Genomic DNA, 23,212 nt, shown 5'->3' with positions numbered 1-23,212 from the left:
AAGACGCTTGGTCGTTCAATTTCCCATGATGAGATCGAACAGCGTTGTCTTGCGACCTGCCTGACCGTTTTGACCCACGTCTCCCGGTGGAATAGGTCTCGTAGATCCAGTCTGGTCGCCAAGTCCAACCTGCGTGCCGGGGTCGAGTTGTGCTGATGGAGCTGAAGGATCAACACCCGAATCAGGCAAAATATCATTGCCCTCTTCGATCAATTTATCGAGGCGATAATCTCCGGGAAGCGGTGCGATGGGAACGCCCTTATGGGCTGCCACCATGAAATCTTTCCAAGCGATTGCCGGTAACGATCCGCCGGTGATCTTCTTCGTTGGCTTGCCGTTATCGTTGCCGAACCACACGCCTGTCGTCAGATTGGACGTATAGCCAATAAACCAGGCATCACGGAAGTTCTGGCTGGTTCCGGTCTTGCCAGCTGCCGGCCAGCCAAATCTTGCCTTGGTTGCCGTGCCAGTCTCGATAGTCTGGCTCAACATGGCGTTCATCATGCTGAGATTGCGCGGGCTTACAACACGGTCCGGTGTCGGCCCCTTATACTCAAAAAGCAGCTTACCGCTATTCGTGGTGACACGGCGAATAATGTGGACAGGCGCCTTGTAGCCTCCATTGGCGAATGGGACAAAGGAATCTGTCAGTTCCAGCAAAGTTACTTCAGATGTGCCGAGGGCCAGCGAAGCATTCGACGTAAGGCTGGAATCGATGCCAAGACGATGAGCCGTTGAGACAACGGTTGCAGGTCCCACTTCCATGACAAGTTGCGCAGATACGGAATTGAGCGAGCGGGCCAGTGCTTCAGCCAATGTTACTTTGCCAAAATATTTTCCATTGTAATTTCCTGGTGTCCATTTGCCGATGCGGATTGGCGCATCATTGCGAATAGATTCCGGCGTAAGTCCCTTTTCCAAAGCAGAAAGATAAACGAAAGGCTTGAAGGCCGATCCCGGCTGGCGCTTTGCCTCGCTGGCCCGGTCAAACTGACTGTTGGCGTAATCATACCCGCCTACGAGAGCGCGCACGGCGCCTGTTCCATCAACTGAGACCAGCGCGCCTTGCGAAACATTCAACTTCTCACCGTTTTTACTGATGAGATCGCGGATCGATGCTTCTCCCAACTTCTGCAAGCCAAGATCCACAGTGGTATCAACTACAATATCATTCGATACGTCGCCGATTAGATTTGGCAACTCCTCCATGACGCGGTCAGCAACATACTGTTCTGATCCTGACCAATAGGAAGCGGCGCGTGCTGTAGGCTGCTTCATCGCCACATCCAATTCGTCAACGCCGATCATGCCTTGCTCACGCATTGCAGCAAGCACCAATTGCGAACGTTCGCGCGCAGCTTTTGGATCACGTGCGGGTGACAAACGCGAAGGAGCCTTGAGCAGACCCGCAAGCAGCGCAGCTTCTGGCAAGGTCACTTCTTTGGCTGATTTGTTGAAGTACCGGTGCGATGCAGCGGCCACACCATAAGAGCCAGACCCCAGATAGACCCGATTAAGATACATCTCCAGGATTTGTGTCTTGGTATATTTTTGCTCCAGCCACAGCGCCAGCAATACCTCCTGAACCTTGCGTTCAAGGGTGCGATCAGGTGTCAAGAAAAGATTCTTGGCCAACTGCTGGGTGATCGTCGAGCCCCCCTGTACCAAGCGACCCGAAATCACATTGGTTACCATCGCCCGGGCAAAGCCAATAGGATCGACGCCAAAATGCGAATAGAACCGGCGATCTTCAATGGCAATAACCGCCTCAGGTATATAGGGCGACATATCATGCAGCCCGATTGCCTCTCCGCCCGAAGCGCCACGATTGGCGATCAATTCGCCTTCCACGGAAACTATCCTGACGTTGGGTGCACGGTCAGGAATGGTCCATGTCGTCGTCTGAGGCATCTTGGCGGCGAAATAGAGAATCGTGCCTGTCAGAGCGATTCCACCCCAAATGCATAAAACAAACGACCAATAAACTGCGCGGCGCAGCAACCCAATAAATCCACTGCCGTTTTTGCCGCGGCGTGAGCTGCTACGCTTTGACTTTGAGACTTTGCGCACTGCCGATTTGCGTTTTGCCACGGGGCTATCCTCCGGATCTGCACGCATGTCATCGCTCGAATCCCGACCGGAGCCAAAGCCGGGTTCGATGCGTTGCCTGCCTTTATCGCGTGGTGCCATTGATGATAAATTCCGCGCCGTTGTACCCATCTGGAGTGATAGCCACGCGTTGCAGAGTAAATGCGGCGATTTAAGGTGCGGTTAAGGACCAGTGAAGTTAAATTCATTTAACAAAACAGCGGCGCTAAGACAGGCCAGCCAAAGCAGCTCTATCGTGTGCAGTTGCAGTTTTTGCAACTAATACACTAAAGGGTTGCGATAGTGTGCAGCTTCCTTTAGGTCTCGGCGCTTCGCTGTCTTATAAGGTCCGTGACATGGAACAGGCAAAGTTCACAACGGGTTTCGCGCTGCTTTTACTGGCTGCACTCGTTATCAACATCGGTTATTTCGCGTTTTCAATCGACCCGCTGGACGTTTCTGTTTCGCTGGATGAGTCGGGTGCGATTGAAACTTTCCAGCTGGCATATATCGCCGGTGCAACTGCCCTGTTCTTCATCGCAGGCCTGCTCCAGCATAAAGCTGGCCGAATGTTTTCCATTGGCATGGCTGTGCTTTGTATCGTTTTTTTCCTGCGTGAGCTTGAGGTTGATCGCGTGGGTCCAATAACGACTTATATGAACAGCAAAGTATTCCGTATTCACGAAGCTATTATAATAATTGCGGTGGCATGTGTTTATCTGGCCTTTCGCTGGCGGACAGTTGGCGAAATTGCGCGATTTGTTTTCAGCAAATCTGCTTGGCCATTCTACGTCGCGGCAATTTTTCTTCTTATTGGTGCCTATTGTGATTCACAGCACGGCACAGTTTCCATGCAGATAAAAGAAGAGATTGCGGAAAGCGCAAGCTATCTTGCATTAATGGTTACAGCGGCGGGCCTGTGTTACCAGCATTCTCGCCACAGTGAGCATAAGAATGGAATTAATGCCTTGATTATAAGCATTTTTATGTTGGTATTGGTGGGCGCATATGCACATGGTCTTTACGTGCTGACATAAAACTCAATACCGCAATCGGACACGCTTTTTACATTGTCAGAAACGAATTTGGCATTTCCCGACAAGGGCTCACCGGCAATCGAGCGCAGTCTTTTTCAAAGGCTGAGGAGCCGTCTGGATTCGTGGCGGATCGAGACGCGATTGAAGCGCCGAAAAAATAATGTTGCCGCGATATCACCTCTTGGTTCTGGAATGCGCCCGTTACAGAATACGGACATTCCACTCATTTTCCTGACGCGCAACAGCGTAAATTTTCTGCCCTCATTTCTGTCTCACTATCGCAAAATTGGTGTCACACGCTTCCTATGTATCGATGATAATTCGTCTGATGCTACCCGGGACATATTGCTGCAACAGCCCGATGTCGATCTCTTCAAGTCACCCCTACGCTATGGGGAAGCTGACCGCGGGAAGCTCTGGAGGCATGAACTTCTGAAACTGTATGGAATCAATCGCTGGTATCTCAATGTCGATTGCGATGAATATTTCATTTATGACAATTGCGAAGAAGAACCGTTACCGGAGCTCATTGCAAATCTTGAGCTAAAGGGCATTAGGCATTGTCCAGCGCCCATGATTGACCTTTATCCTTCGGGCCCGCTGTCATCGGCAGTGTTCGATGGTTCCAGCGAGATCATGCCTTGGAAAATTGCCGATATGTTTGACGCGTCCGGCTATCGCATGAGCGCGGATAACCGTTTCATGTCTTTAACGGGTGGCCCCCGCGGACGTATTCTCAAGGAACATGTTGAATTGATGAAATACCCGCTTCTATACGTGGAGACGACGATGGCGTTCGCTTCCAGTATTCACAAGCCATTGCCATTCTATCGCAATTTTTCTCCTATTTATGGCTCGCTATTGCATTTCAAATTTTTCAGTGATGCCTTGCTTTTCGCGCAGGCCGCTGTTGCGGACGCGCAATATTATGGTGGCTCACATGTTTACAAAAACGTGGTTGACGTGCTTGGTGCCGAAGAAAATGTGAGCTTGATTGGGCCGGACTCCATAAGGTTTCGAGATTCCCGTCAATTTACAGAGCTGGGACTCTTCGCGCGCCCGTGATGCTCCGATAGGACGATGGCTGATGCGTTTTCTTTTTATTATCGCAGATCTCGGGCCGAACGGAGTCACCTATTCGCGACTCCGTTATGCAGGGGAGTTGGCGCGTCGCGGCCACGAGGTCACGATTTTGGCACTTGTAGATGGCGAGACGAGGCCCATCCCAGACGGGGTTGAATTTGAGGTTTTGGATCGCTCGACGACCAGGCTAAGTGGTTTCGTTCAACAGATAAAATCCGCGTTACGTCTGCGGCAGTGGTTCAAACAGGCCTCACGCCTTCAGCCCTTTGATTTTGTTTCTTCTTCGCTCACGCCGGCTGACCGCGTTGTAGCCAGAGCCGGGCTGATAAACGTACATCATTGGATACATATTGCGACATCAGAGCTTATTGCGGGCGTGTCCGATCTTCGAAAACGGCGGCGGCGCGCGCGGCTTTTATCTAGTATCTATCACGGAAAACCGGTCATAGGCGTATCAAAGGGCGTGATTGACGATCTTGCAAAACTGGATGCCATCCCATCCAGCGCAACGCTGATACATAATGGCTACAATGTTGAACACATACGCAAATTGGCAGCTGAAAAGCCTGCCGATTTGCCCTCCGAACCGTATTATATCCATGTGGGCCGATTTGCTGCGGCCAAACGCCATGACATGCTGTTCGAAGCGTTGAAGGGCAGCGGATCAACACGCAGGCTCTTGCTTTTGACTGATAAGCCCGATGAAGCCATGCAACTTGCGCGGCAATATGCATTGGAAGATCGAGTGGCTGCCCTTAACTTTCGCGACAACCCCTTTTCCTATATGGCGCGCGCAGACGCTTTATTGCTGTCATCCGATTTTGAAGGCTTTCCAAACGTTCTGGTCGAAAGTCTTATCTCGGGAACGCCTATCATATCCACCGATTGCCCCTATGGACCGGCAGAGATCCTCACAGACTCCTACGCACAATGGCTCGTTCCCACCGGCGACGCCCAAGCGCTGTCCGACAAAATCGCGCTTTTCGAAACTTTACCATATAAAGTTGAGCCTTGGCTTTTTCAGCGTTTCACTCTTGCAGGTGCGATGAATCAACTTGAAGAACTTGCCCGCATGCCGGAAAAGCCATCTTTGGGACAATTTCGTCCGCTGCTTTGAATGACCTGCCGCCAGTTGAGAAATCCATCTGCTGGGGTTAATCTTGCGTATCAATGAGGAATGTTCATGCGCCTTATCATGCTTGTAGTTCTCACGATTGGAATTAGCGGATGCGGTGGCGGTGCCATTAAGCGCCTCAGTCCCTCACCCGACTCAGAGGCGCAATACCGTCTTGGCGGGTGCCAGTTACGGGGACACGGGGTATGCAAGGACAGCCAAGAATTTGAAAAACAATCTCCGGCTGCTCAATAGCAAAAGATTATTATTTGCAGGCTCTTGAATATTTCCTTTATCAGCTATACTTTAATCCTTGCGTAACGAGCGGTTCTCCTCCCATTTTTCGCTCGTTGCGTGTTCCCCTCTGGACGCATTAGCGTTCACAATTCGCCGGGCTCTTGCCCGGCTTTTTTGTGCCTTGTACAGTCTCGTACGCGTAGCACTCCGAAGAACGACTTCTGATAATTACAATAAAAATTCGATCGCTCGAAATACGGTCTAGCAATCATGTTTTATGGAAACATCTTCGGGCATTCGTCCATCACCTGAATTTTACTTCCTATTCTGAATCTTCGCGTATCAAAGACGAATGGTGAGGGAGCACGACGAATGAGTACCGTGGAAAAGATGCGGGTAGACTGGGTCGACATTGCCAAAGGTATCTGCATCATTTTTGTAGTGATGATGCATTCTGTTCTGGGTGTAGAGAACGAGACTGGCACGCAAGGGTGGATGCATCCGGTTGTAGCATTTGCTCAGCCATTTCGGATGCCAGATTTCTTTTTGATATCGGGGCTTTTCCTAAGCGTCGTCATTAACCGCTCGTGGCTGCGCTATATTGATCGAAAGGTCGTGCATTTTGCCTATTTCTACGTGCTTTGGCTAACCATTCAATTTGTGTTCAAGGCACCAGGGGTTGTGGCGCAAGACGGAGCGACGGGTGCCATATCGGCTTATCTGCTCGCATTTGTGCAACCATTTGGCACATTGTGGTTCATATATTTGTTGCCGGTGTTCTTTATCGTTACCCGATTGCTGAAGACGACAAATGTCTGGCTGGTCTTTGCAGCATCGGCACTTTTAGAAACGTTGCCGATCCACACGGGATGGCTTGTTATTGACGAGTTTTGCAGCCGATATGTGTATTTTTTTGCAGGATATGCATTTGCTCCAGCAATCTTCAAACTGGCCGAGAAATTGCGGGCAAGCCCCGCTATTGCTGCAATCATTCTAGGTGCATGGGCTGTCTTAAACGGGTGGCTGGTCTTCCATCCTGCACCGGCACCATTTAGCGCGTGGATACCACAAGTGACTTATACTTCGGGCGGGCTTGGTGGCTGGGCAAGTGTGCCGGTTATCTCGTTGATCGCCGGTTTTGCTGGAGCACTGGCTATTGTTTCAAGCTCAGCTCTTATTGCAAGTGTGCCATGGAAGCCCATAAACGCAACGCTGCGCTGGCTTGGTGCTCACTCAATCGTGGTGTACCTGGCCTTCTTTCTGCCCATGGCAGCCGCTCGCACTATATTGCTTAAAACTGGAATCATCACTGATATTGGCACTATTTCACTACTGACGGTGATGAGCGGCGTCATCGGTCCGGTCATTCTTTATAGAATCATTCAACTCACTGGCTATGGGGAATTTCTATTCAAAAGACCGGCTTGGGCGCATGTAGATCGCGCTCCACACCAGGAAACAGCTCAAGCCACCGCCGCGCAATAACTCAGCTATGCGCAAAAATGTCCTGCTCGTCCCATCCCATCAAATCCAGTTTGGCGCGGGTAGGCAAAAACTCAAAACAAGCCATCGCCTCTTCTGCTCTCCCGTCCCGTTCCAGACGCTGCTGGAGAATGGTTCGCAGGCGATGCAGATAAAGAACGTCGGAGGCCGCATATTCCAGCTGTGCCTGACTGAGCTGCGGTGCACCCCAATCTGAAGACTGCTGTTGTTTGGAAAGGTTGATTTCCAGCAGTTCACTGCAAATCTCTTTCAATCCGTGGCGATCCGTATAGGTGCGTATCAGCCGGGATGCGATCTTGGTGCAGAAGACAGGTTTCGGCATGATGCCAAACGTATGAAATAGAACTGCAAGGTCAAAACGTCCGAAGTGAAAAATCTTGGTGACGGCATTATCGCCCAGCAGCCTCTCCAAATTCGGAGCACTTTTCTGTCCCTTATCGATCTGGATAACGTCCGCTGTACCATCGCCAGGTGAAATTTGAACGACACAAAGCCTGTCGCGATGCGGATTGAGACCAAGTGTCTCGGTATCGATGGCAACCGCATCGACCTGATAGTTGCTCAGGTCAGGCAGGTCATTGCGGTGAAAGCGAATGGTCATATTCTTTTCCTGTTTATTTCGCGAGGGCGTCGAGAATGCGCGCCCAAGACCGCTGGCCTTTGTGGAATGAATTCAATTCATATTTCTCATTCGGAGAATGAATCCGGTCATCTTCGAGGCCGTAGCCTACGAGCAAAGATTCCATGCCCAGCATATTCTGGAAGTCACCGACAATCGGAATTGAGCCACCCATTGCAATCAGTACTGCCGGGTTTGGCCATTCATCGCTCAGGGCATTTTTTGCCTTGGAAAGCAGCGGCGATTCGTAGGAAAGCTGGATGGCGGGTGATCCACCATGCTCATGGAACTCAACTGTGCAATCGGCAGGAACACGCGCTTGGACAAAGGCGCGGAAAGCCTCGCGGATTTTCGCCGGATTTTGCTTATGGACCAATCTGAACGATACTTTTGCAGAGGCTTGGGCTGCAATGACGGTTTTGAACCCCTGTCCCGTGTAACCGCCGGTTATGCCGTTAAATTCGGCGGTCGGACGCGCCCATATCAGTTCAAGGATTGAACGGCCCTGCTCGCCTGATGGTATAGAAAGACCAACAGGACCAAGAAAGTTTTCCGGCGTGGCATCGAGCCCTTCCCACATCTGCAATATTTGCGTGGGTGTTTCTTCAACGCCATCATAGAAACCAGGGATTGTCACCGCGCCATTCTCGTCATGAATATCAGCAAGAATTTTAGTAAGGATGCGGATCGGGTTTGCCGCTGCGCCGCCAAACATACCGGAATGCAAGTCCCGGTCGGCCGCTTTGACAATAATCTCTTCGCCAACTAATCCGCGCAGCCCGACAGAAATCGCAGGCGTTTCCGAATCCCACATTCCAGTGTCGCAGACGAGCGCAAAATCGGCCTTCAGCTCATTTTTGTGCGACTCAAGAAATGGCTTGAGAGACGGCGAGCCCGATTCTTCTTCGCCTTCAAACAGAATGGAAATCTTTATCGGCAATTGGCCATGTACCGCTTTATAAGCACGGCAGGCTTCAACAAAGGTCATCAACTGGCCCTTGTCGTCAGATGTGCCGCGACCGGTCAGAATTTTGCGGCCATTGCCCATGTCCTTGATCGCAGGATCGAATGGATCGTTTTCCCACAATTCGAGAGGATCGACAGGCTGGACATCATAGTGGCCGTAAAAAAGCACATGGGGAGCATCTTCGCTAGGGCCAGCATGGTGTGCAACAACCATCGGATGACCCGGCGTGTCGCGTATACTTGCTTCAAATCCAATCGATTGCAGATCAGCTACCAGCCATTCAGCGGCTTTGCGACAATCCACTTTGAACGCCGGATCAGTTGAAATGGACTTGATTCTCAGCAGATCAAAAAGGCGCTCCAAGCTCTTGTCGAGGTTTGTATCAAGCGCATTCAAGACAGGTTCGAGAGCTGACATAATATTTCCTGAGTTCATTGACCGGGATTCGTGAAGGGAGCTCTTCTTAGCGTATTTTCAAGCCAACGGCATAAAAAAATGGCAGGGCGGCACGCTATAAAAGAAATGGCCGCCTTGGCGGGGGGACCAAAGGCGACCAGATCACTACTACACTCATTTGCAGCCACCCTGGAGAGGGGAATGGGAGGCTGCGACACTGGTGTCAGGCGGGGGACGAGCCTTAAAAACCAGCGATCGATCTAATGTCGATGAACTGGATTTGGGGGGTAAACCGTGGCAATTCAAGGGCACAGAAGATTACATCTTTGTAACAAAGGCGTGAAGCGAAATTAACGTCAGGATGCCCACAGGAGTCGCTGGAAACAACACAACTCGTCATTTCCTTTTTTACCATGTTCATTTATTTCTGTTGCCATGAAAAAAGGTGATCATCTCTTCCTCGTCGACGGCTCCGGCTATATTTTCCGCGCCTACCACGCTCTTCCGCCCTTGACGCGGAAATCGGATGGCCTGCCGGTCGGCGCCGTTTCAGGTTTTTGTAACATGTTGTGGAAGCTGTTGCGGGAAGCGCGAGACACGTCTGTACGCGATACGCCCACGCACTTCGCAGTAATTTTCGATTATTCCTCGACCACCTTCCGCAAGGAAATTTATCCGGAGTACAAGGCAAACCGCTCTGCCCCGCCGGAAGACTTGATCCCGCAATTCGGCTTGATCCGGCAAGCAACAAAAGCCTTTAATCTGCCGTGTATTGAGAAGGAAGGTTATGAGGCTGACGATCTCATCGCCACCTATGCCCGTATGGCAGAAGCTGTAGGAGCAGAAGTTACGATTATTTCATCAGACAAGGATTTGATGCAGCTCGTTACGCCGCTGGTGTCCATGTATGACAGCATGAAGGACAAGCAGATCGGCATTCCTGAGGTAATCGAGAAGTGGGGCGTGCCGCCCGAAAAAATGATTGATCTACAGGCAATGACGGGCGATTCGACAGATAATGTTCCTGGAATTCCCGGCATCGGACCAAAAACAGCTGCGCAGTTGCTGGAGGAGTTTGGTGATCTCGATACGCTGCTTGCGCGTGCTGGAGAAATCAAACAGCAGAAACGACGCGAAAACATAATCCAGTATGCCGAGCAGGCATTGATATCCCGCCAGCTTGTGACCCTGAAAACCGATACGCCCATTGACGTGGGTCTTGAGGATTTCGGACTCGAGCCTCAGAACGGACCAAAGCTGGTTGCATTTCTCAAATCGATGGAATTCAACGCCCTGACACGTCGCGCTGCCGAGGCAACCGGAGTGGACGCCAGCGAAATTGAAGCTGCCAACCTTAAGATTGAGGCCGTCGCCGAAGCCCGCGGCCCGGATCTAGATAGTGCTGGATCTGATGCCAGCCCTGAAGGTGCAACCGCATCAAGCCAGATGGTTGTCTCCAGCAAACCGCCATCATCAAACGTGTCCGCTACACCTGCTGACCTTGTAAAGGCACGCACCGACGAAGCGTTGTCAGCCAAAATTGATCGCAGTGCCTACACAACGATTCGCGATGTTGCCTCGCTGCAAATCTGGATTGATGAAGCCATGGCGTCGGGTATCGTCGCTTTCGATACGGAGACAACATCCGCCGATCCAATGCAGACCGAAATTGTGGGCCTGTCCCTCGCCACGCGGCCGGGCAAGGCTGCGTATATTCCAATCAATCATAAATCACGCGACGGCGATCTGCTTGGCGGTGGACTGCTTGAACATCAGATTCCTGAAGCAGAGGTTTTCCGTCTGTTGAAGCCGATGCTTGAAGACGCATCGGTTCTCAAAATTGCCCATGCCATGAAGTATGAGTGGCTGGTCATGCATCGTCACGGCATTGATCTTCATCCGGTCGATGACACCATGCTTATTTCCTATGTGTTGGATGCTGGCGAAGGCCACCATACCATGGACAGTCTGTGTGACCGATGGCTGGGCCACAAGCCTTTGTCTTACAAGGATTTGGTCGGCTCTGGTAAATCCTCACTCACATTTGACAAAGTTGAAATAGAAAGAGCCACCGAATACGCCGCTGAGGATGCAGACGTTACTTTGCGGCTATGGCGACTTCTGAAGCCTCGGCTTGTCGCCGATGGCCTTTCCTCGGTTTACGAGCGGCTCGAACGGCCCCTTATTCCTGTGCTCGCCCGTATGGAGGAACGAGGGATTTCTGTCGACCGACAGATTCTGTCTCGCTTGTCAGGTGATCTCGCACAGTCAGCAGCGGCTATCGAGGACGAAATCTACAAACTTGCAGGAGAGAAGATCAATATCGGGTCTCCCAAGCAGATGGGTGATATCCTGTTCGGAAAAATGGGGCTGCCGGGGGGATCGAAGACGAAAACTGGGCAGTGGTCAACATCTGCTCAGCTTCTCGAAGACTTAGCCGCTGAGGGCCATGAACTACCTCGCAAAATCGTTGACTGGCGTCAGCTGACAAAGCTGAAATCAACTTATACCGACGCCCTTCCCGGCTACATTCATCCCGACACCAAGCGGGTCCATACGTCCTATGCCATGGCCGCAACCTCGACAGGGCGTCTGTCGTCCTCAGAGCCCAATCTGCAAAACATTCCGGTTCGCACCACCGAGGGGCGCAAAATCCGTACGGCCTTTATAGCCGCGCCCGGTAATAAGCTGATATCGGCAGATTATAGCCAGATCGAACTCCGTGTGCTTGCACATGTTGCGGAAATTCCACAGCTGACTCAGGCCTTTGCCGATGGCATCGACATTCATGCTATGACCGCTTCTGAAATGTTCGGCGTCCCGGTGGAAGGCATGCCTTCGGAAGTGCGACGACGCGCAAAGGCCATCAACTTCGGCATTATCTACGGTATTTCCGCATTCGGTCTTGCCAACCAGCTCTCCATTCCGCGCGAAGAGGCCAGCCAATACATCCGGACCTATTTTGAACGCTTCCCGGGGATCAAGGATTATATGGAAGCGACGAAAGCCTTTGCCCGTCAACACGGCTATGTCGAAACCATTTTTGGCCGCCGTGCGCATTATCCCGAAATTCGTTCGTCAAATCCGCAACTGCGCGCGTTCAACGAACGTGCAGCGATCAATGCACCCATTCAAGGCTCTGCAGCGGATATTATTCGCCGGGCAATGGTACGCATGGATGCCGCTTTAAAAGATGCAAAACTCACGGCGCGCATGCTGCTTCAAGTGCATGATGAATTGGTTTTCGAGACCATTGAGGATGAGGTGGAGGCAACGCTTCCTGTTATTCGCGAAGTGATGGAAAACGCGGCCATGCCAGCAATTGCGTTATCAGTTCCACTACAGGTGGACGCACGTGCTGCGCATAACTGGGAAGCGGCGCATTAGAGCGCTTCCCAGTTACTGCAAAGCGTCCAATGCTTTGCGCTGGGCATGCATTTCAAGGAAGATTCGATAGTCGCGATCAAGGCGCTGACGCGCTGCCGGATCAGGTCGACGGACATGTCCGCCCTGCTTCATCGCTGTGCAGGCCGAAGGTAGATCAGCATACACGCCCGCAGCCGCCGCAGCTACCATCGCTGTGCCAAGGAGCACCGCGTCCTCCGCCGCAGAGGTTATAACCGTACAGCCGGTCGCATCGGCATAAAGCTCCATAAGCAGCGGGCTCTTGATGTGGCCGCCAGTGACATGCATCGTGTCGATTGCGTAACCCTTGTCATTGAACGCATCCAGAATATGGCGCACGCCGAGCGATATGCCGATAGCAGTACGCCAATAAAGACGGCACAGGCTGTCGAAGGATGAATCAAGTGTCAGACCACTGATAACCCCAACCGCATGCGGGTCAGCCAGCGGCGAACGATTTCCATGGAAGTCGGGCAGGACGTGTAAACGATTTGCGAGATCCGGCTCGGTTGCACGAAGCTCCATGATACGTGCTGTGATCTTTCTGTGCACATCGCCACTTGGCTCGCCTCCAGCCCCATGCCAACGGATAATATGGTCGAGTAAGGCACCAGTTACGGATTGACCGCCTTCGCTCAGCCAAACATCTGGAAGTGCAACGCCGTGATAGGGCCCCCAACCACCGCGAAACGAGATCGGCTCCCGGGACAAGGCCATCAGGCAGCTTGACGTTCCGGCTATCAGCGCAAGATGGCGATCAATCTGTGCAAGATCGCCAGCAAAGCCACCTAGAACGCCAAGTGAGCCGGCGAATGCATCAATGAGTCCGGCTCCTACATGACAGTTTGGCGTGAGGCCCAACTCTTTTGCCGTTTCGCTTGTCAGTGCGCCTAAATCCGTTGCCACAGGACTTGCGACGTCCGGAAGATTGCCGCGTTCAATCAAGTCCTCCAAGCCGATTGCTTCCAGATAATCTACCTGCCAGCCTTGCTTTTCATGCGCGAGATAGGTCCACTTACAGGTTAACGTGCATTGCGACCGCGCCAACGATCCTGTTGCTTTCCAGCTCAAATAATCAGCCAGATCAAAAAAATACCCCGTCTTGTTCCAAGTGGTCGGCAAATGACGCTTCAACCACATCAGTTTTGGCGTCTGCATTTCCGGCGACATGACACCGCCCAGAAAATCGAGGACTTTGTGGCCCGTTGCCGTGCATTCATCGGCTTCGTCCAAAGCGCGATGATCGAGCCAGACAATTGTATCCCAGCGCTGCTCGCCAGATGTTGAGACGGTAAGCTGCTTGCCATGCGTATCGCGAACGACCAATGAACAGGTGGCATCAAAACTCAAGCCCACCACATCTGCAGGATCAATTTTAGCCGCCGCAATCGCGCCTTGCACAGAAATACATACAGATTTCCATATATCTTCTGAATCGTGCTCGGCATGATCACCCATTGGGCGATTCATTAAGATTGGGTGCTCCACGCGGCCCAGAAGGTTGCCATTTGCATCCAGAATGCCCGCACGGGCGCTTCCTGTACCAACATCTACAGCGCAGACAAATTGCGGCATCAACGAACTTTCAATACGGCTTCCTACGACTTGAGTAGGTCAGGCAATTGCAACATGTCGTCGAATATAAGGTCTGGGCCAAGAGACGCAAGCGTTGACTCCAGCCTGCCACCGCGGGAATGCGTCCCGCCCGTAAATGCGAAAACGCGCATACCCGCCGCTTTGGCAGCTTGTATACCTGCTGGACTGTCTTCGATCACCACACATTCAGCCGGATCGACATTCATTGTGTTCGCAGCAAATAAAAACAGGTCTGGAGCGGGCTTGCCATTCTTGACCATAGTGGCGCTGAAAATATGCGGATCAAGCAGGTCGATGAGCCCGGTCAACCTTAGCGATAAACGAATGCGTTCTGGCTGGCTCGACGAAGCAACACAGCGGCGCTGTGGCAATTTCTTCAATGTATCAGCGATGCCGGGGATGGGCTGGAGATCCAATTCGAAGCGCGAATAGAGATGGGTCCGCATTTCGTCGAGGTCGGCTTCGCTGGCAGCGAAACCGTATTCTTCGTGGAGAATCTTGCTAATGGTCGCCATGCTTCGACCAAGAAAACGATCATAGGCATCATCTTCTGACATGGTGACACCACTTTTGGCGATCATCTCCAGCAGCACCGCTATGGAGATAGGCTCACTGTCGACCAGAACGCCATCGCAATCGAAAATAATAAGCGAGGGATCAGCCATTAGAGTTTATTTTCAAGATAGAGTTCCAAAGTTTCGCGTGCTCCCTTGTCCCATAGTGTCCGGAGAATACGCGAAAATGATTCGACGAAAACCGGTGCTGTCCCTACATCGCCAAAAATATCTGTCATGGCAAGGAATGCCTTCGGATCGCCCCTTGCCTTCAAAGCCTCGATCTTTAATCGCTCAGCGCTCGCATCCAGATAGTCGGTCGGTTTACCACTATCAGTTGTCCCTGCACAGAACCGACACCAAAGCGCAGACACCAGGGATAGGCCGGTAATGCTGTCGCCTGCCCTCAACCTGTCGGCAGTCGTCGGCAAAATGAATTTTGGCTGGCGGTTCGATCCATCCTGGCAAAGTCGCTGGATGGTATCGCCGATTTTTGGATTGGAAAAACGCCGGATAATAAGATCAAAATACTGATCGAAAGGCATATCAGGTACGGGTGGCAACACCGGAATGATCTCTTCGCGCTCAAGCTTCGTTAGAAAATTGCGTATCAATGGCTCTTCCATCGCTTCGTGAACAAAATGGATGTCCATGAGTGAAGCCGGATAGGCGATTGCCGCATGTCCGCCATTGAGAATGCGTATTTTCATTAATTCATACGGTGCAACATCTTCGACAAACGTCACCCCGACCTTTTCAAGCGCAGGACGACCAGTTGGAAAATGATCCTCGAGCACCCATTGCTTGAACGGTTCGCAAAATACCGGCCAATTATCTTCAACTCCAAATTCCGTTGCCAGGAAGTTGCGCTCGCGGTCGGTTGTTGCTGGTGTAATACGATCCACCATGCCATTCGGGAAAGCCACATTTTGCTTCACCCAATCTGCAAGTACAGGATCAATCAGCGCCGCCAATCCACAAATGGCATCGCTGGTGACGTGGCCATTGCCTGGAATATTGTCGCAAGACATAACCGTAAAAGCAGGCGTGCCCTCGCTGCGCCGACGAATCAGGCCAGCCAAAATCAAGCCGAAAACGGTTTTCGGGCTGCCTATATTGGCCGCATCTGCCGCAATGGCAGGATGTTGCGGATTGAATTTTCCTGAAGCCGGATCAATAAAATAACCGCCTTCGGTAATGGTCAATGACACGATCCGGATTTCAGGATCAGCAAGACGAGCAATTGTGTTTGCAGCGTTACCCGGCTGAATATAGTCGATCATTGATGACGTGACATATGCTTTGCGATGACCGCTGTCTTGTTCAACTACAGTTGTAAGCCAGTCTTGGTCCTTGAGTTTCTGACGCATGATTTCATCGGAAGGCAAGACCCCAGCACCAATCAGACCCCATTCGTGATCCGTCCCTGCATTGAACAACTCATCAAGATAAACCGCCTGATGTGCACGATGAAAATTCCCGATACCAAAGTGAATAATCCCGGCTTTCAAATCCGATTGCTTGTAACTGGGTACGCTGACATTGGCCGAAAATTGGGGCAAAGCGTTCTGCGAAAGTTTAATTGTCATCGGGATCAACCCTTCTTTTCATTCATGCTGCAAGCGTCCATCACGACCGACTTACAGTCAGCTCATCCAGTTGCCACCATCGACATTGTAAGTTTGTGCGACGACGTAATCGCTATCACTTGAAGCCAGAAAAACGGCCATGCCAACGAGATCGTCTGCGGTGCCCATCCTGCCGAATGGTACAGCTTCGCCAACGAGTCGCTTCTTTTCTCCACGCGGCCTGTTCTCGTATTTTGCAAAGAGGGCATCCACGCCTTCCCAGTGCTCTCCATCAACGACACCGGGCGCAATGGCATTCACGTTGATGCCGTGCTTGATAAGGTTGAGGCCTGCCGATTGGGTAAGACTGATTACTGCTGCCTTCGTTGCACAGTAAACAGCGACAAGCGGCTCTCCGCGGCGCCCCGCCTGGCTGGCCATGTTAATGATCTTGCCGCCTTTTCCGCGAGCAATCATGTTTTTGGCAACGGCTTGCAGTGTGAAAAGTGTTCCTGCAAAATTTACTGCAAACAATTTATTGTAGCTATCGCGGGTGATATCGACGATTGGCGCGAGATCGAAAAGCGCTGCATTATTGATCAGGATATCGACGCCGCCAAAATGCTCGACCGTTTTGGTAACTGCCGCATCGATGGACTGCTGATTGGTCACATCAAGCCGGACCGCAAGAGCCTTGTTGCCCAGGTCAGTTGCGGTTTGCTGCGCGCGCTCCAGATCGATGTCAGCAATTACCACATGGTCTATGCCTTCACGTATATAAGCCTCTGCAAATGCGCGGCCGATACCTCGTGCCGAACCTGTGATAAATGCCGTCTTGCCCGCAAGCCTGCTCATTTCGAGTGCCTATATGGCTTGGCCGTTTGCATCAAAAAGATGCAAACGGGATGGATCAGGTGTCAAGTACACTGACTGCCCATGTTCCGTAGCGAAATCGCCATCTGTGCGCACCGTGATCTTTCCGGTATTCTCGGTCTGTACATGGATAAATGTATCGGACCCGAGATGCTCGGTTACTCCAACAGTGCCTTTCCATAAGCCCTCAGTTTTGGAAATTTGGACATGTTCCGGCCGTACACCCAACGTTACCGCATTGTGTTTTGCAGCAGCTGGCCCTTCGACCAAGTTCATGCGCGGTGATCCAATGAACCCGGCTACAAAGACGTTTTTCGGGCTCTTATAGAGTTCCAGAGGCGATCCCACTTGCTCAATGCGACCTGCATTCAGCACCACGATCTTATCTGCCATTGTCATGGCTTCCACCTGATCATGCGTCACATAGATCATGGTGGTTTTTAGCTGATGATGTAGATCGCTGATTTCGAGACGCATATTGCCCCGAAGAGCCGCATCAAGATTGGAAAGCGGCTCGTCAAATAGAAACGCCTTCGGCTGACGCACAATAGCACGGCCGATAGCAACGCGCTGGCGTTGACCGCCCGATAGTTGTCCAGGCCTGCGATCGAGATAGTTTGTCAGATTAAGGATATGTGCTGCGTCCTTGACCTTCTTGTCTATCGCGGACTTTTCCTGGCCATCCATCTTCAGCGGAAAAGCTATATTCTGGTAGACGCTCATATGCGGATAGAGCGCATATGACTGAAACACCATCGACAATCCGCGCTTGGCTGGCGCTTCGTTGGACATGTCTTTACCGTCGATAACGATACGCCCGCCGCTCAAATCTTCCAGACCAGCGATCATGCGCAGCAATGTTGATTTTCCACAGCCGGATGGCCCTACGAAGACAACGAATTCGCCATCATTGATTTCAAGATCAATTTCCGGAATGACCGAAGTGCTACCGAATGACTTCGATACTTTTTCAAGTGTTATGCTTCCCATAATATTGTTCCCATCTCTTTTGGCGAGGCCAAAGGTCAGAAATTATTTGACGGCGCCAAAGGTCAAACCGCGAACCAATTGCTTCTGGCTGAACCAGCCCATAATCAGGATCGGGGCGATTGCCATGGTGGACGCAGCCGACAACTTTGCCCAGAACAGCCCTTCGGGGCTGGAATAGGAGGCGATGAAAGCTGTCAGTGGCGCAGCATTTGCGGCTGTTAGGTTGAGCGTCCAAAATGCCTCGTTCCATGCCAGAATGATGTTCAGCAACATTGTCGAAGCAATGCCGGGAATGGCCATGGGCGTCAGCACATAGATAATCTCTTTCATCAGCGATGCGCCGTCCATACGGGCAGCCTCGAGTATCTCGCCTGGTATCTCCTTGAAGTAGGTGTAGAGCATCCAGACAATGATCGGCAGATTGATCATGGTGAGGACCGCAACAAGGCCGAGACGCGAGTCGAGCAGGCCCCAATCGCGGAAGATCAAGTAGAGCGGAACAAGCACGCCGACAGAAGGCATCATTTTGGTGGATAGCATCCACATCAAAATATCCTTGGTGCGTTTGGTTGGGGAAAATGCCATCGCCCAAGCGGCCGGGATTGCCAATGCGAGGCCGAGCAGTGTCGAGCCGACCGAAATGACTATCGAGTTCATAACATGCTTGCCGTAGTCAGACCGGCTCTGCACTTCGTGATAATTTTCCAGCGTCCAATCGAAGAACAGGAATTGAGGCGGCGTTGCCACGGCCGTTCCTTCCGTCTTGAAGCTTGTAAGAAACGTCCATAGGATCGGGAAAAAGATCAGGAACCCGATACTCCATCCAATTATTGTAAAGATGAGTTTGCGTTGCGTGGTAACGGACCGAGCCATTTTTCTACCTCTCCAGGTTCTTGCCGATGAGGCGAATGAGGAAGAAGGCAACGATGTTGGCGAGGATGACCGCCACAATACCGCCAGCGGAAGCTCCACCCACGTCGAATTGCAAAAGCGCTTGTGAATAGATCAGATATGCAATGTTTGTGGTCTGCAGGCCCGGTCCCCCATTTGTGGTCACCAGAATTTCAGCGAAAACACTCAGCAGGAAAATGGTCTGAATCAGAATAACAACGGTGATCGCGCGAGCAAGATGCGGAAGGACCAGATAGATGAAACGCGATATCGGTCCGGCTCCATCCATTTCTGCCGCTTCGATCTGCTCGCCATCCAGCGACTGCAATGCGGTCAACAGGATAAGCGTTGCGAATGGCAACCACTGCCATGCAACGATCAGGATAATCGAAAACAGCGGAACCTGCGCAAACCAGTCCACCGGCTGAAAACCAAAGGAACGCGCGATCCATGCAAACAAGCCGTTGACGGGATGCATGAGCATATTCTTCCAAACCAATGCCGAGACTGTTGGCATAACGAAGAATGGCGCGATGACCAGAAGGCGGACAATGCCCTGGCCCCAGAATGGCTGGTCCAGAACAATCGCCAAAAGAATGCCGCCAATAACCGTGATCAGCAATGTTCCACCAACCAGAAGCAAGGTATTGCCAAGGGCAGTGAAGAAGGCGGGATCAGTCAGAAAATACTGGTAATTGAGAAAGCCGACATATTCTTCGGTTCCCGGCATCAAGAGATTGTAGCGCAGGAATGAAAAGTACAGCGTCATGACAAGCGGCACGATCATCCACAGGAACAAGAGGATGACGGCGGGCGACATCATGATACGGGCAGTTGCGCGTGTCTGAAGCGTAGCCATGGTCAGGATCCAATACAGCGATCATTGAAAATGCAGATGAGCAAAGGAGGCCCGGGCGGCTCCGGCATTTGCGCCGAAACCGCCCGGAGCCAGGAGGATCTACTTGATGTAACCGCCCTTCGTCATTTCGCGGGTTGTCAGTGCCTGTGCGCTCTGCAAGGCCTGATCAACGGTTACAGAACCGGCAAGCGCCGCCGAAAACTGCTGGCCCACTGCCGTGCCGAGCCCCTGGAACTCGGGAATGGCAACGAACTGACCACCCGTATAAGGCACCGGCTTGACGGTCGGCTTGCTTGTATTGGCTGCCGTCATGGCTTCGAGCGTAATCTTGGCGAAAGGCGCAGCCTTCTGATATTCCGGATTGGCATAAAGCGAAGTGCGTGTGCCGGGCGGAACGTTTGCCCAACCTTCTTTGCTCGCAACCAATTCCGTATAAGCCTTGTCAGTCGCCCAGGAGACGAATTTCTGTGCTGCTTCTGCCTTTTTCGTACCGGCAGGAATGCCAAGATTCCACGCCCAGAGCCAGTTGCCGTGGTTCTCCACGCCGCCTGTCGGGAACAGGGCATAACCGACCTGATCTGCAACTTTCGACTCTTTGGGATTGGTCACGAAGGACGCTGCGACTGTAGCATCGATCCAGATGCCGCACTTGCCCGTCTGGAAAAGTGCGAGGTTTTCGTTGAAGCCGTTTGAGGAGGCACCGGCAGGTCCGGCTTCCTTCATCAGGTCGACATAGAATGTGAGTGCCTTCTTCCATTCCGGCTGATCGAACTGCGGTGTCCACTTTTCATCGAACCAGCGCGCACCGAAGGAGTTTGCTGTTGCCGTCAACAGCGCCATGTTCTCGCCCCAACCGGCTTTACCGCGCAGGCAAATGCCGTAAGTCTCAGTGGACTTGTCGGTCATCTTCTTCGCAGCATCAGCGATCTGGTCCCAGGTCGGCTTTTCAGGAATGGTCACACCAGCCTTTTCAGCCAGATCCTTGCGGTACATCACCATCGCGCTTTCGCCATAGAATGGCGAGGCATAGAGCTTGCCGTCAACGGAAACAGCATCGCTGATCGATGGCAGAAGATCGGCCTTGTCATAATCCGCACCCAGACCGTCGAGCGGCAAAAGCCATCCCTGCTTGGCCCAGATCGGCACTTCATAGGTGCCGATTGTCATCACGTCATACTGGCCGCCTTTGGTGGCGATATCGGTTGTGACGCGCTGGCGAAGAATGTTTTCTTCCAGCGTTACCCATTCGAGCTGAATGTCCGGATTTTTCTTGGTGAAATCTTCGGTCAGTTTCTGCATGCGAACCATGTCGCCATTATTGACCGTGGCAATGGTCAATGTCTCCGCATGCGCAAAGCTGACCATCGCCGCGACAGAAACCGCGCCGAGCAGAAGCGTTCTCTTAAACATTTCATTCCTCCCGAATGTTATGAGCAATTGCTTGTATTATGGGCAAATACTCACACATGGGCGAAGTTAGTCAAGGGCAATTCGTCGCTGCAGTGCACAATGAAAGGGAGTTTAGTCTGCGAGCAGAGCCTCGGCGGTGTGCTCGTCGGTGATCAACCCATTGATAAGACTGCCCTTGAGGGCGGCCGCTATGCCGGGCATCTTCTTTTCGCCTTTGGCGATGGCAATGACCATGGCCGTCTCACGGGAAGGAATAAGTGCGCTGGCAACGCGCTCATTGGTCAATCCTTCAATAGCAATACCATTGCGATCAAAGGCGCGCCCGACGATTTCAAACACCGCACCCGCCTGCTGCAAGGTCTGTAATTCGGCGCGGGAAATAAATCCGTCCACAAAAAGCGGCGCGTCATCCCCCAGATCGCCAATGCCGATAAAGGCGACATCCGCCTTGGCCGACAATTCCAGCACGGAGCGGATCATTGGCTGACTGTGCAGCAATTCGCGCTCTTCGGGCGAAGAGGCGATGACCGGCAGCGGCATGGGGAAACTACGCGCCTTTATCTTTTCGGCAATATTGAAGATGACGTTGTAAAAGGCGGCCGAACCATCCGGCGCGATATTGCCCGTCAGCGATACCACCTTGTGTTGGGGGCAATCGATGGGCGACAACATTTCAATGGCAGCCTTCAGCGTGCGCCCGGTGCCGATACCGACAACCACCGGCGCTTCCGTCTTCAGCCAGCGCGTCATCTCCGCCGCCGCCGCATCGGCAACACCGAGCGTGGTTGAAGTGGAGCCCGGATCAGTCGGCACAACTTCGGCCATTTTCAAGGCAAAGCGCTTTTTCAGCTGTGCCGCCAGATCAAGACAATGGGCAATCGGATGATCAAGCCGAACCTTGACCAGCCCTTCCGAAACAGCCAACGACACCATGCGCTGGGCCGACTGGCGCGAAACGCCAAGCTTTGCGGCAATCTCATCCTGCGTATTGCCGGCAACATAATAGAGCCAGCCCGCGCGCGCCGCATCATCCAGCTTGGTATTGGTAATTTCGGGCTTACTCACTTTTCTGCCTCATCTTGTGAGACTGGGATTCCTGTTACGCGTGGTTCGACAGGCTCACCATGAGGAATTGTGGCAGGCTCCCTCCCATCTTTGGCAGGCACTTCCTTCCTCATCCTGAGCTTGTCGAAGGACACACCCTTTGCCTTGTGCCCGTCGGAATGGCCAAGATCACGCTCCGGCCAGACAATATCGCGCAGCTTCTGCTTCAAAACCTTGGCTTCCGGAAAGCCGCCATCGCGCTTGCGCTCCCAGATAAGGTCGCCATTAACGTGGATTTCGAAGATGCCGCCTGTGCCGGGAATCAGCGCCACCTCACCCAGATCAGCGCCGAATGTGGAGAGCAGCTCCTGTGCCATCCAGGCGGAGCGCAGCATCCAGCTGCATTGCGTACAATAGGTGATGGTGATGCGCGGTTTCGTGGTCATGGCTCGACTTCTAGCATTTTCTCGCCGGGATGTAAGGTGCCGTCGGGCGCGACGAGCGGGTTGTAACCGGATTTCAGAATAGCAAGCATCTTGGGTACGGCCGCGCGTGCCCGCTCCGCCATCTCCACCGTGCCGCAAAGCGGAAAAAGCACGACAGGATAGTCGTCTTTCGGGAAAAAATCGCGCCGTCCTATACAGCATTGTTTGCGGCGGCAGGCGGGCTTGTTGCAAATCTTATGGTAGCCAAGTGCCGTTGCCATGGCCTGAAACAGCGAGAGCATCACCACATAGCGGCGGTGGGCGCGCTTTTGTCCCTCTATATCGGCAGCATATTGCTCATCTGTCTGTTGCGGATGTCTTGGCTGCAGCGTGAAGGGCAGTTCCGGCAGCGGGTTTGGTATGAATGAGCAAAATGGCACCAGATCATCCTGCGAAAATTTTTTGCGCTTACCCATGCTGATTTTCTCCGTGCTTTTACCTTGCCACGCCCGCTTTTGCGTCTGGCTATTGAGATGGTGGGAAAGACGGGCGG

18 protein-coding genes and 1 pseudogene are annotated in these 23,212 nt (G+C 52.4%); 5 read left to right on the top strand and 14 right to left on the bottom strand.

Going from position 1 to position 23,212, the window contains the following annotated elements; all coding sequences use genetic code 11:
* Positions 1-15: 15 nt before the first annotated feature.
* Positions 16-2,190: a transglycosylase domain-containing protein gene (locus ACTJI9_RS07355; RefSeq protein WP_440806986.1), complete on the bottom strand. Its 2,175-nt coding sequence runs from the start codon at positions 2,188-2,190 to the stop codon at positions 16-18.
* A gap of 203 nt (positions 2,191-2,393) precedes the next feature.
* Here ACTJI9_RS07355 and ACTJI9_RS07350 point away from each other — a divergent pair, with 203 nt between their 5' ends.
* The 4 genes from ACTJI9_RS07350 to ACTJI9_RS07335 all read left to right on the top strand — a co-directional run bounded on the left by ACTJI9_RS07350 (position 2,394) and on the right by ACTJI9_RS07335 (position 7,044).
* Positions 2,394-3,125 (top strand): hypothetical protein, encoded by a 732-nt coding sequence (locus tag ACTJI9_RS07350; protein WP_115051576.1) that lies wholly within the window; start codon positions 2,394-2,396, stop codon positions 3,123-3,125.
* Positions 3,126-3,266: 141 nt separating this feature from the next.
* Positions 3,267-4,190, top strand: a complete 924-nt coding sequence (locus ACTJI9_RS07345; protein WP_440806985.1) for a glycosyltransferase family 2 protein — start codon at positions 3,267-3,269, stop codon at positions 4,188-4,190.
* A 22-nt stretch (positions 4,191-4,212) separates the two neighbouring features.
* Positions 4,213-5,325, top strand: coding sequence for a glycosyltransferase (locus tag ACTJI9_RS07340; protein WP_440806982.1), 1,113 nt, complete (start codon positions 4,213-4,215; stop codon positions 5,323-5,325).
* Between the two features lie 606 nt (positions 5,326-5,931).
* A complete protein-coding gene (locus tag ACTJI9_RS07335; RefSeq protein ID WP_440806980.1) occupies positions 5,932-7,044 on the top strand; it encodes an acyltransferase family protein in 1,113 nt (370 codons plus the stop codon).
* 1 nt (position 7,045) lies between these two features.
* Here ACTJI9_RS07335 and ACTJI9_RS07330 read toward each other — a convergent pair whose 3' ends face one another.
* A complete protein-coding gene (locus ACTJI9_RS07330) occupies positions 7,046-7,663 on the bottom strand; it encodes a ribonuclease D (protein WP_115051580.1) in 618 nt (205 codons plus the stop codon).
* 13 nt (positions 7,664-7,676) lie between these two features.
* Complete coding sequence (locus ACTJI9_RS07325) at positions 7,677-9,065, bottom strand: M20/M25/M40 family metallo-hydrolase (protein ID WP_336442293.1); 1,389 nt, start codon at positions 9,063-9,065, stop codon at positions 7,677-7,679.
* Positions 9,066-9,479: 414 nt separating this feature from the next.
* On the opposite strand from ACTJI9_RS07325, the gene polA reads away from it, so the two are divergent.
* Positions 9,480-12,431, top strand: coding sequence for a DNA polymerase I (gene polA / locus ACTJI9_RS07320; RefSeq protein ID WP_440806976.1), 2,952 nt, complete (start codon positions 9,480-9,482; stop codon positions 12,429-12,431).
* A 12-nt stretch (positions 12,432-12,443) separates the two neighbouring features.
* Here the strand turns inward: polA and ACTJI9_RS07315 are convergent, their stop codons facing one another.
* The 11 genes and pseudogenes from ACTJI9_RS07315 to ACTJI9_RS07265 all read right to left on the bottom strand — a co-directional run.
* On the bottom strand, positions 12,444-14,024 hold the full coding sequence (locus ACTJI9_RS07315) for an FGGY-family carbohydrate kinase (protein WP_440806973.1): 1,581 nt from the start codon (positions 14,022-14,024) through the stop codon (positions 12,444-12,446).
* A 23-nt stretch (positions 14,025-14,047) separates the two neighbouring features.
* Positions 14,048-14,710, bottom strand: a complete 663-nt coding sequence (locus ACTJI9_RS07310) for an HAD family hydrolase (RefSeq protein ID WP_440806971.1) — start codon at positions 14,708-14,710, stop codon at positions 14,048-14,050.
* Entirely contained in the window at positions 14,710-16,188 is a 1,479-nt protein-coding gene (locus tag ACTJI9_RS07305; RefSeq protein ID WP_354342809.1) for a mannitol dehydrogenase family protein, read from the bottom strand. Before ACTJI9_RS07305 ends, ACTJI9_RS07310 begins: the two co-directional genes overlap by 1 nt.
* Positions 16,189-16,245: 57 nt before the next feature.
* Positions 16,246-17,022: an L-iditol 2-dehydrogenase gene (locus ACTJI9_RS07300; protein WP_336442288.1), complete on the bottom strand. Its 777-nt coding sequence runs from the start codon at positions 17,020-17,022 to the stop codon at positions 16,246-16,248.
* Between the two features lie 9 nt (positions 17,023-17,031).
* Positions 17,032-18,030 (bottom strand): ABC transporter ATP-binding protein, encoded by a 999-nt coding sequence (locus tag ACTJI9_RS07295; protein ID WP_354342811.1) that lies wholly within the window; start codon positions 18,028-18,030, stop codon positions 17,032-17,034.
* Between the two features lie 42 nt (positions 18,031-18,072).
* Positions 18,073-18,903 carry a carbohydrate ABC transporter permease gene (locus ACTJI9_RS07290; RefSeq protein ID WP_440806966.1) on the bottom strand — a complete coding sequence of 277 codons (831 nt, stop codon included), beginning with the start codon at positions 18,901-18,903 and terminating at the stop codon, positions 18,073-18,075.
* Positions 18,904-18,907: 4 nt separating this feature from the next.
* Positions 18,908-19,780: an ABC transporter permease subunit gene (locus ACTJI9_RS07285; RefSeq protein WP_115051589.1), complete on the bottom strand. Its 873-nt coding sequence runs from the start codon at positions 19,778-19,780 to the stop codon at positions 18,908-18,910.
* Between the two features lie 99 nt (positions 19,781-19,879).
* Positions 19,880-21,190, bottom strand: coding sequence for an ABC transporter substrate-binding protein (locus ACTJI9_RS07280; protein ID WP_435530086.1), 1,311 nt, complete (start codon positions 21,188-21,190; stop codon positions 19,880-19,882).
* Positions 21,191-21,301: 111 nt separating this feature from the next.
* Positions 21,302-22,255 (bottom strand): sugar-binding transcriptional regulator, encoded by a 954-nt coding sequence (locus ACTJI9_RS07275; RefSeq protein ID WP_440806962.1) that lies wholly within the window; start codon positions 22,253-22,255, stop codon positions 21,302-21,304.
* A gap of 152 nt (positions 22,256-22,407) precedes the next feature.
* A pseudogene (locus ACTJI9_RS07270) lies at positions 22,408-22,680 on the bottom strand (SelT/SelW/SelH family protein); the annotation flags it as partial.
* A partial coding sequence (locus tag ACTJI9_RS07265) for a hypothetical protein (protein ID WP_440806959.1) occupies positions 22,677-23,212 on the bottom strand: 536 nt, incomplete at its 5' end. The gene ACTJI9_RS07265 and the pseudogene ACTJI9_RS07270, both read right to left, overlap by 4 nt.

Origin of the sequence: Phyllobacterium sp. 22552, assembly GCF_052044585.1 — a bacterium.
Lineage (GTDB): Bacteria > Pseudomonadota > Alphaproteobacteria > Rhizobiales > Rhizobiaceae > Phyllobacterium > Phyllobacterium ifriqiyense.
This window is presented reverse-complemented; position numbering and strand designations above follow the sequence as displayed.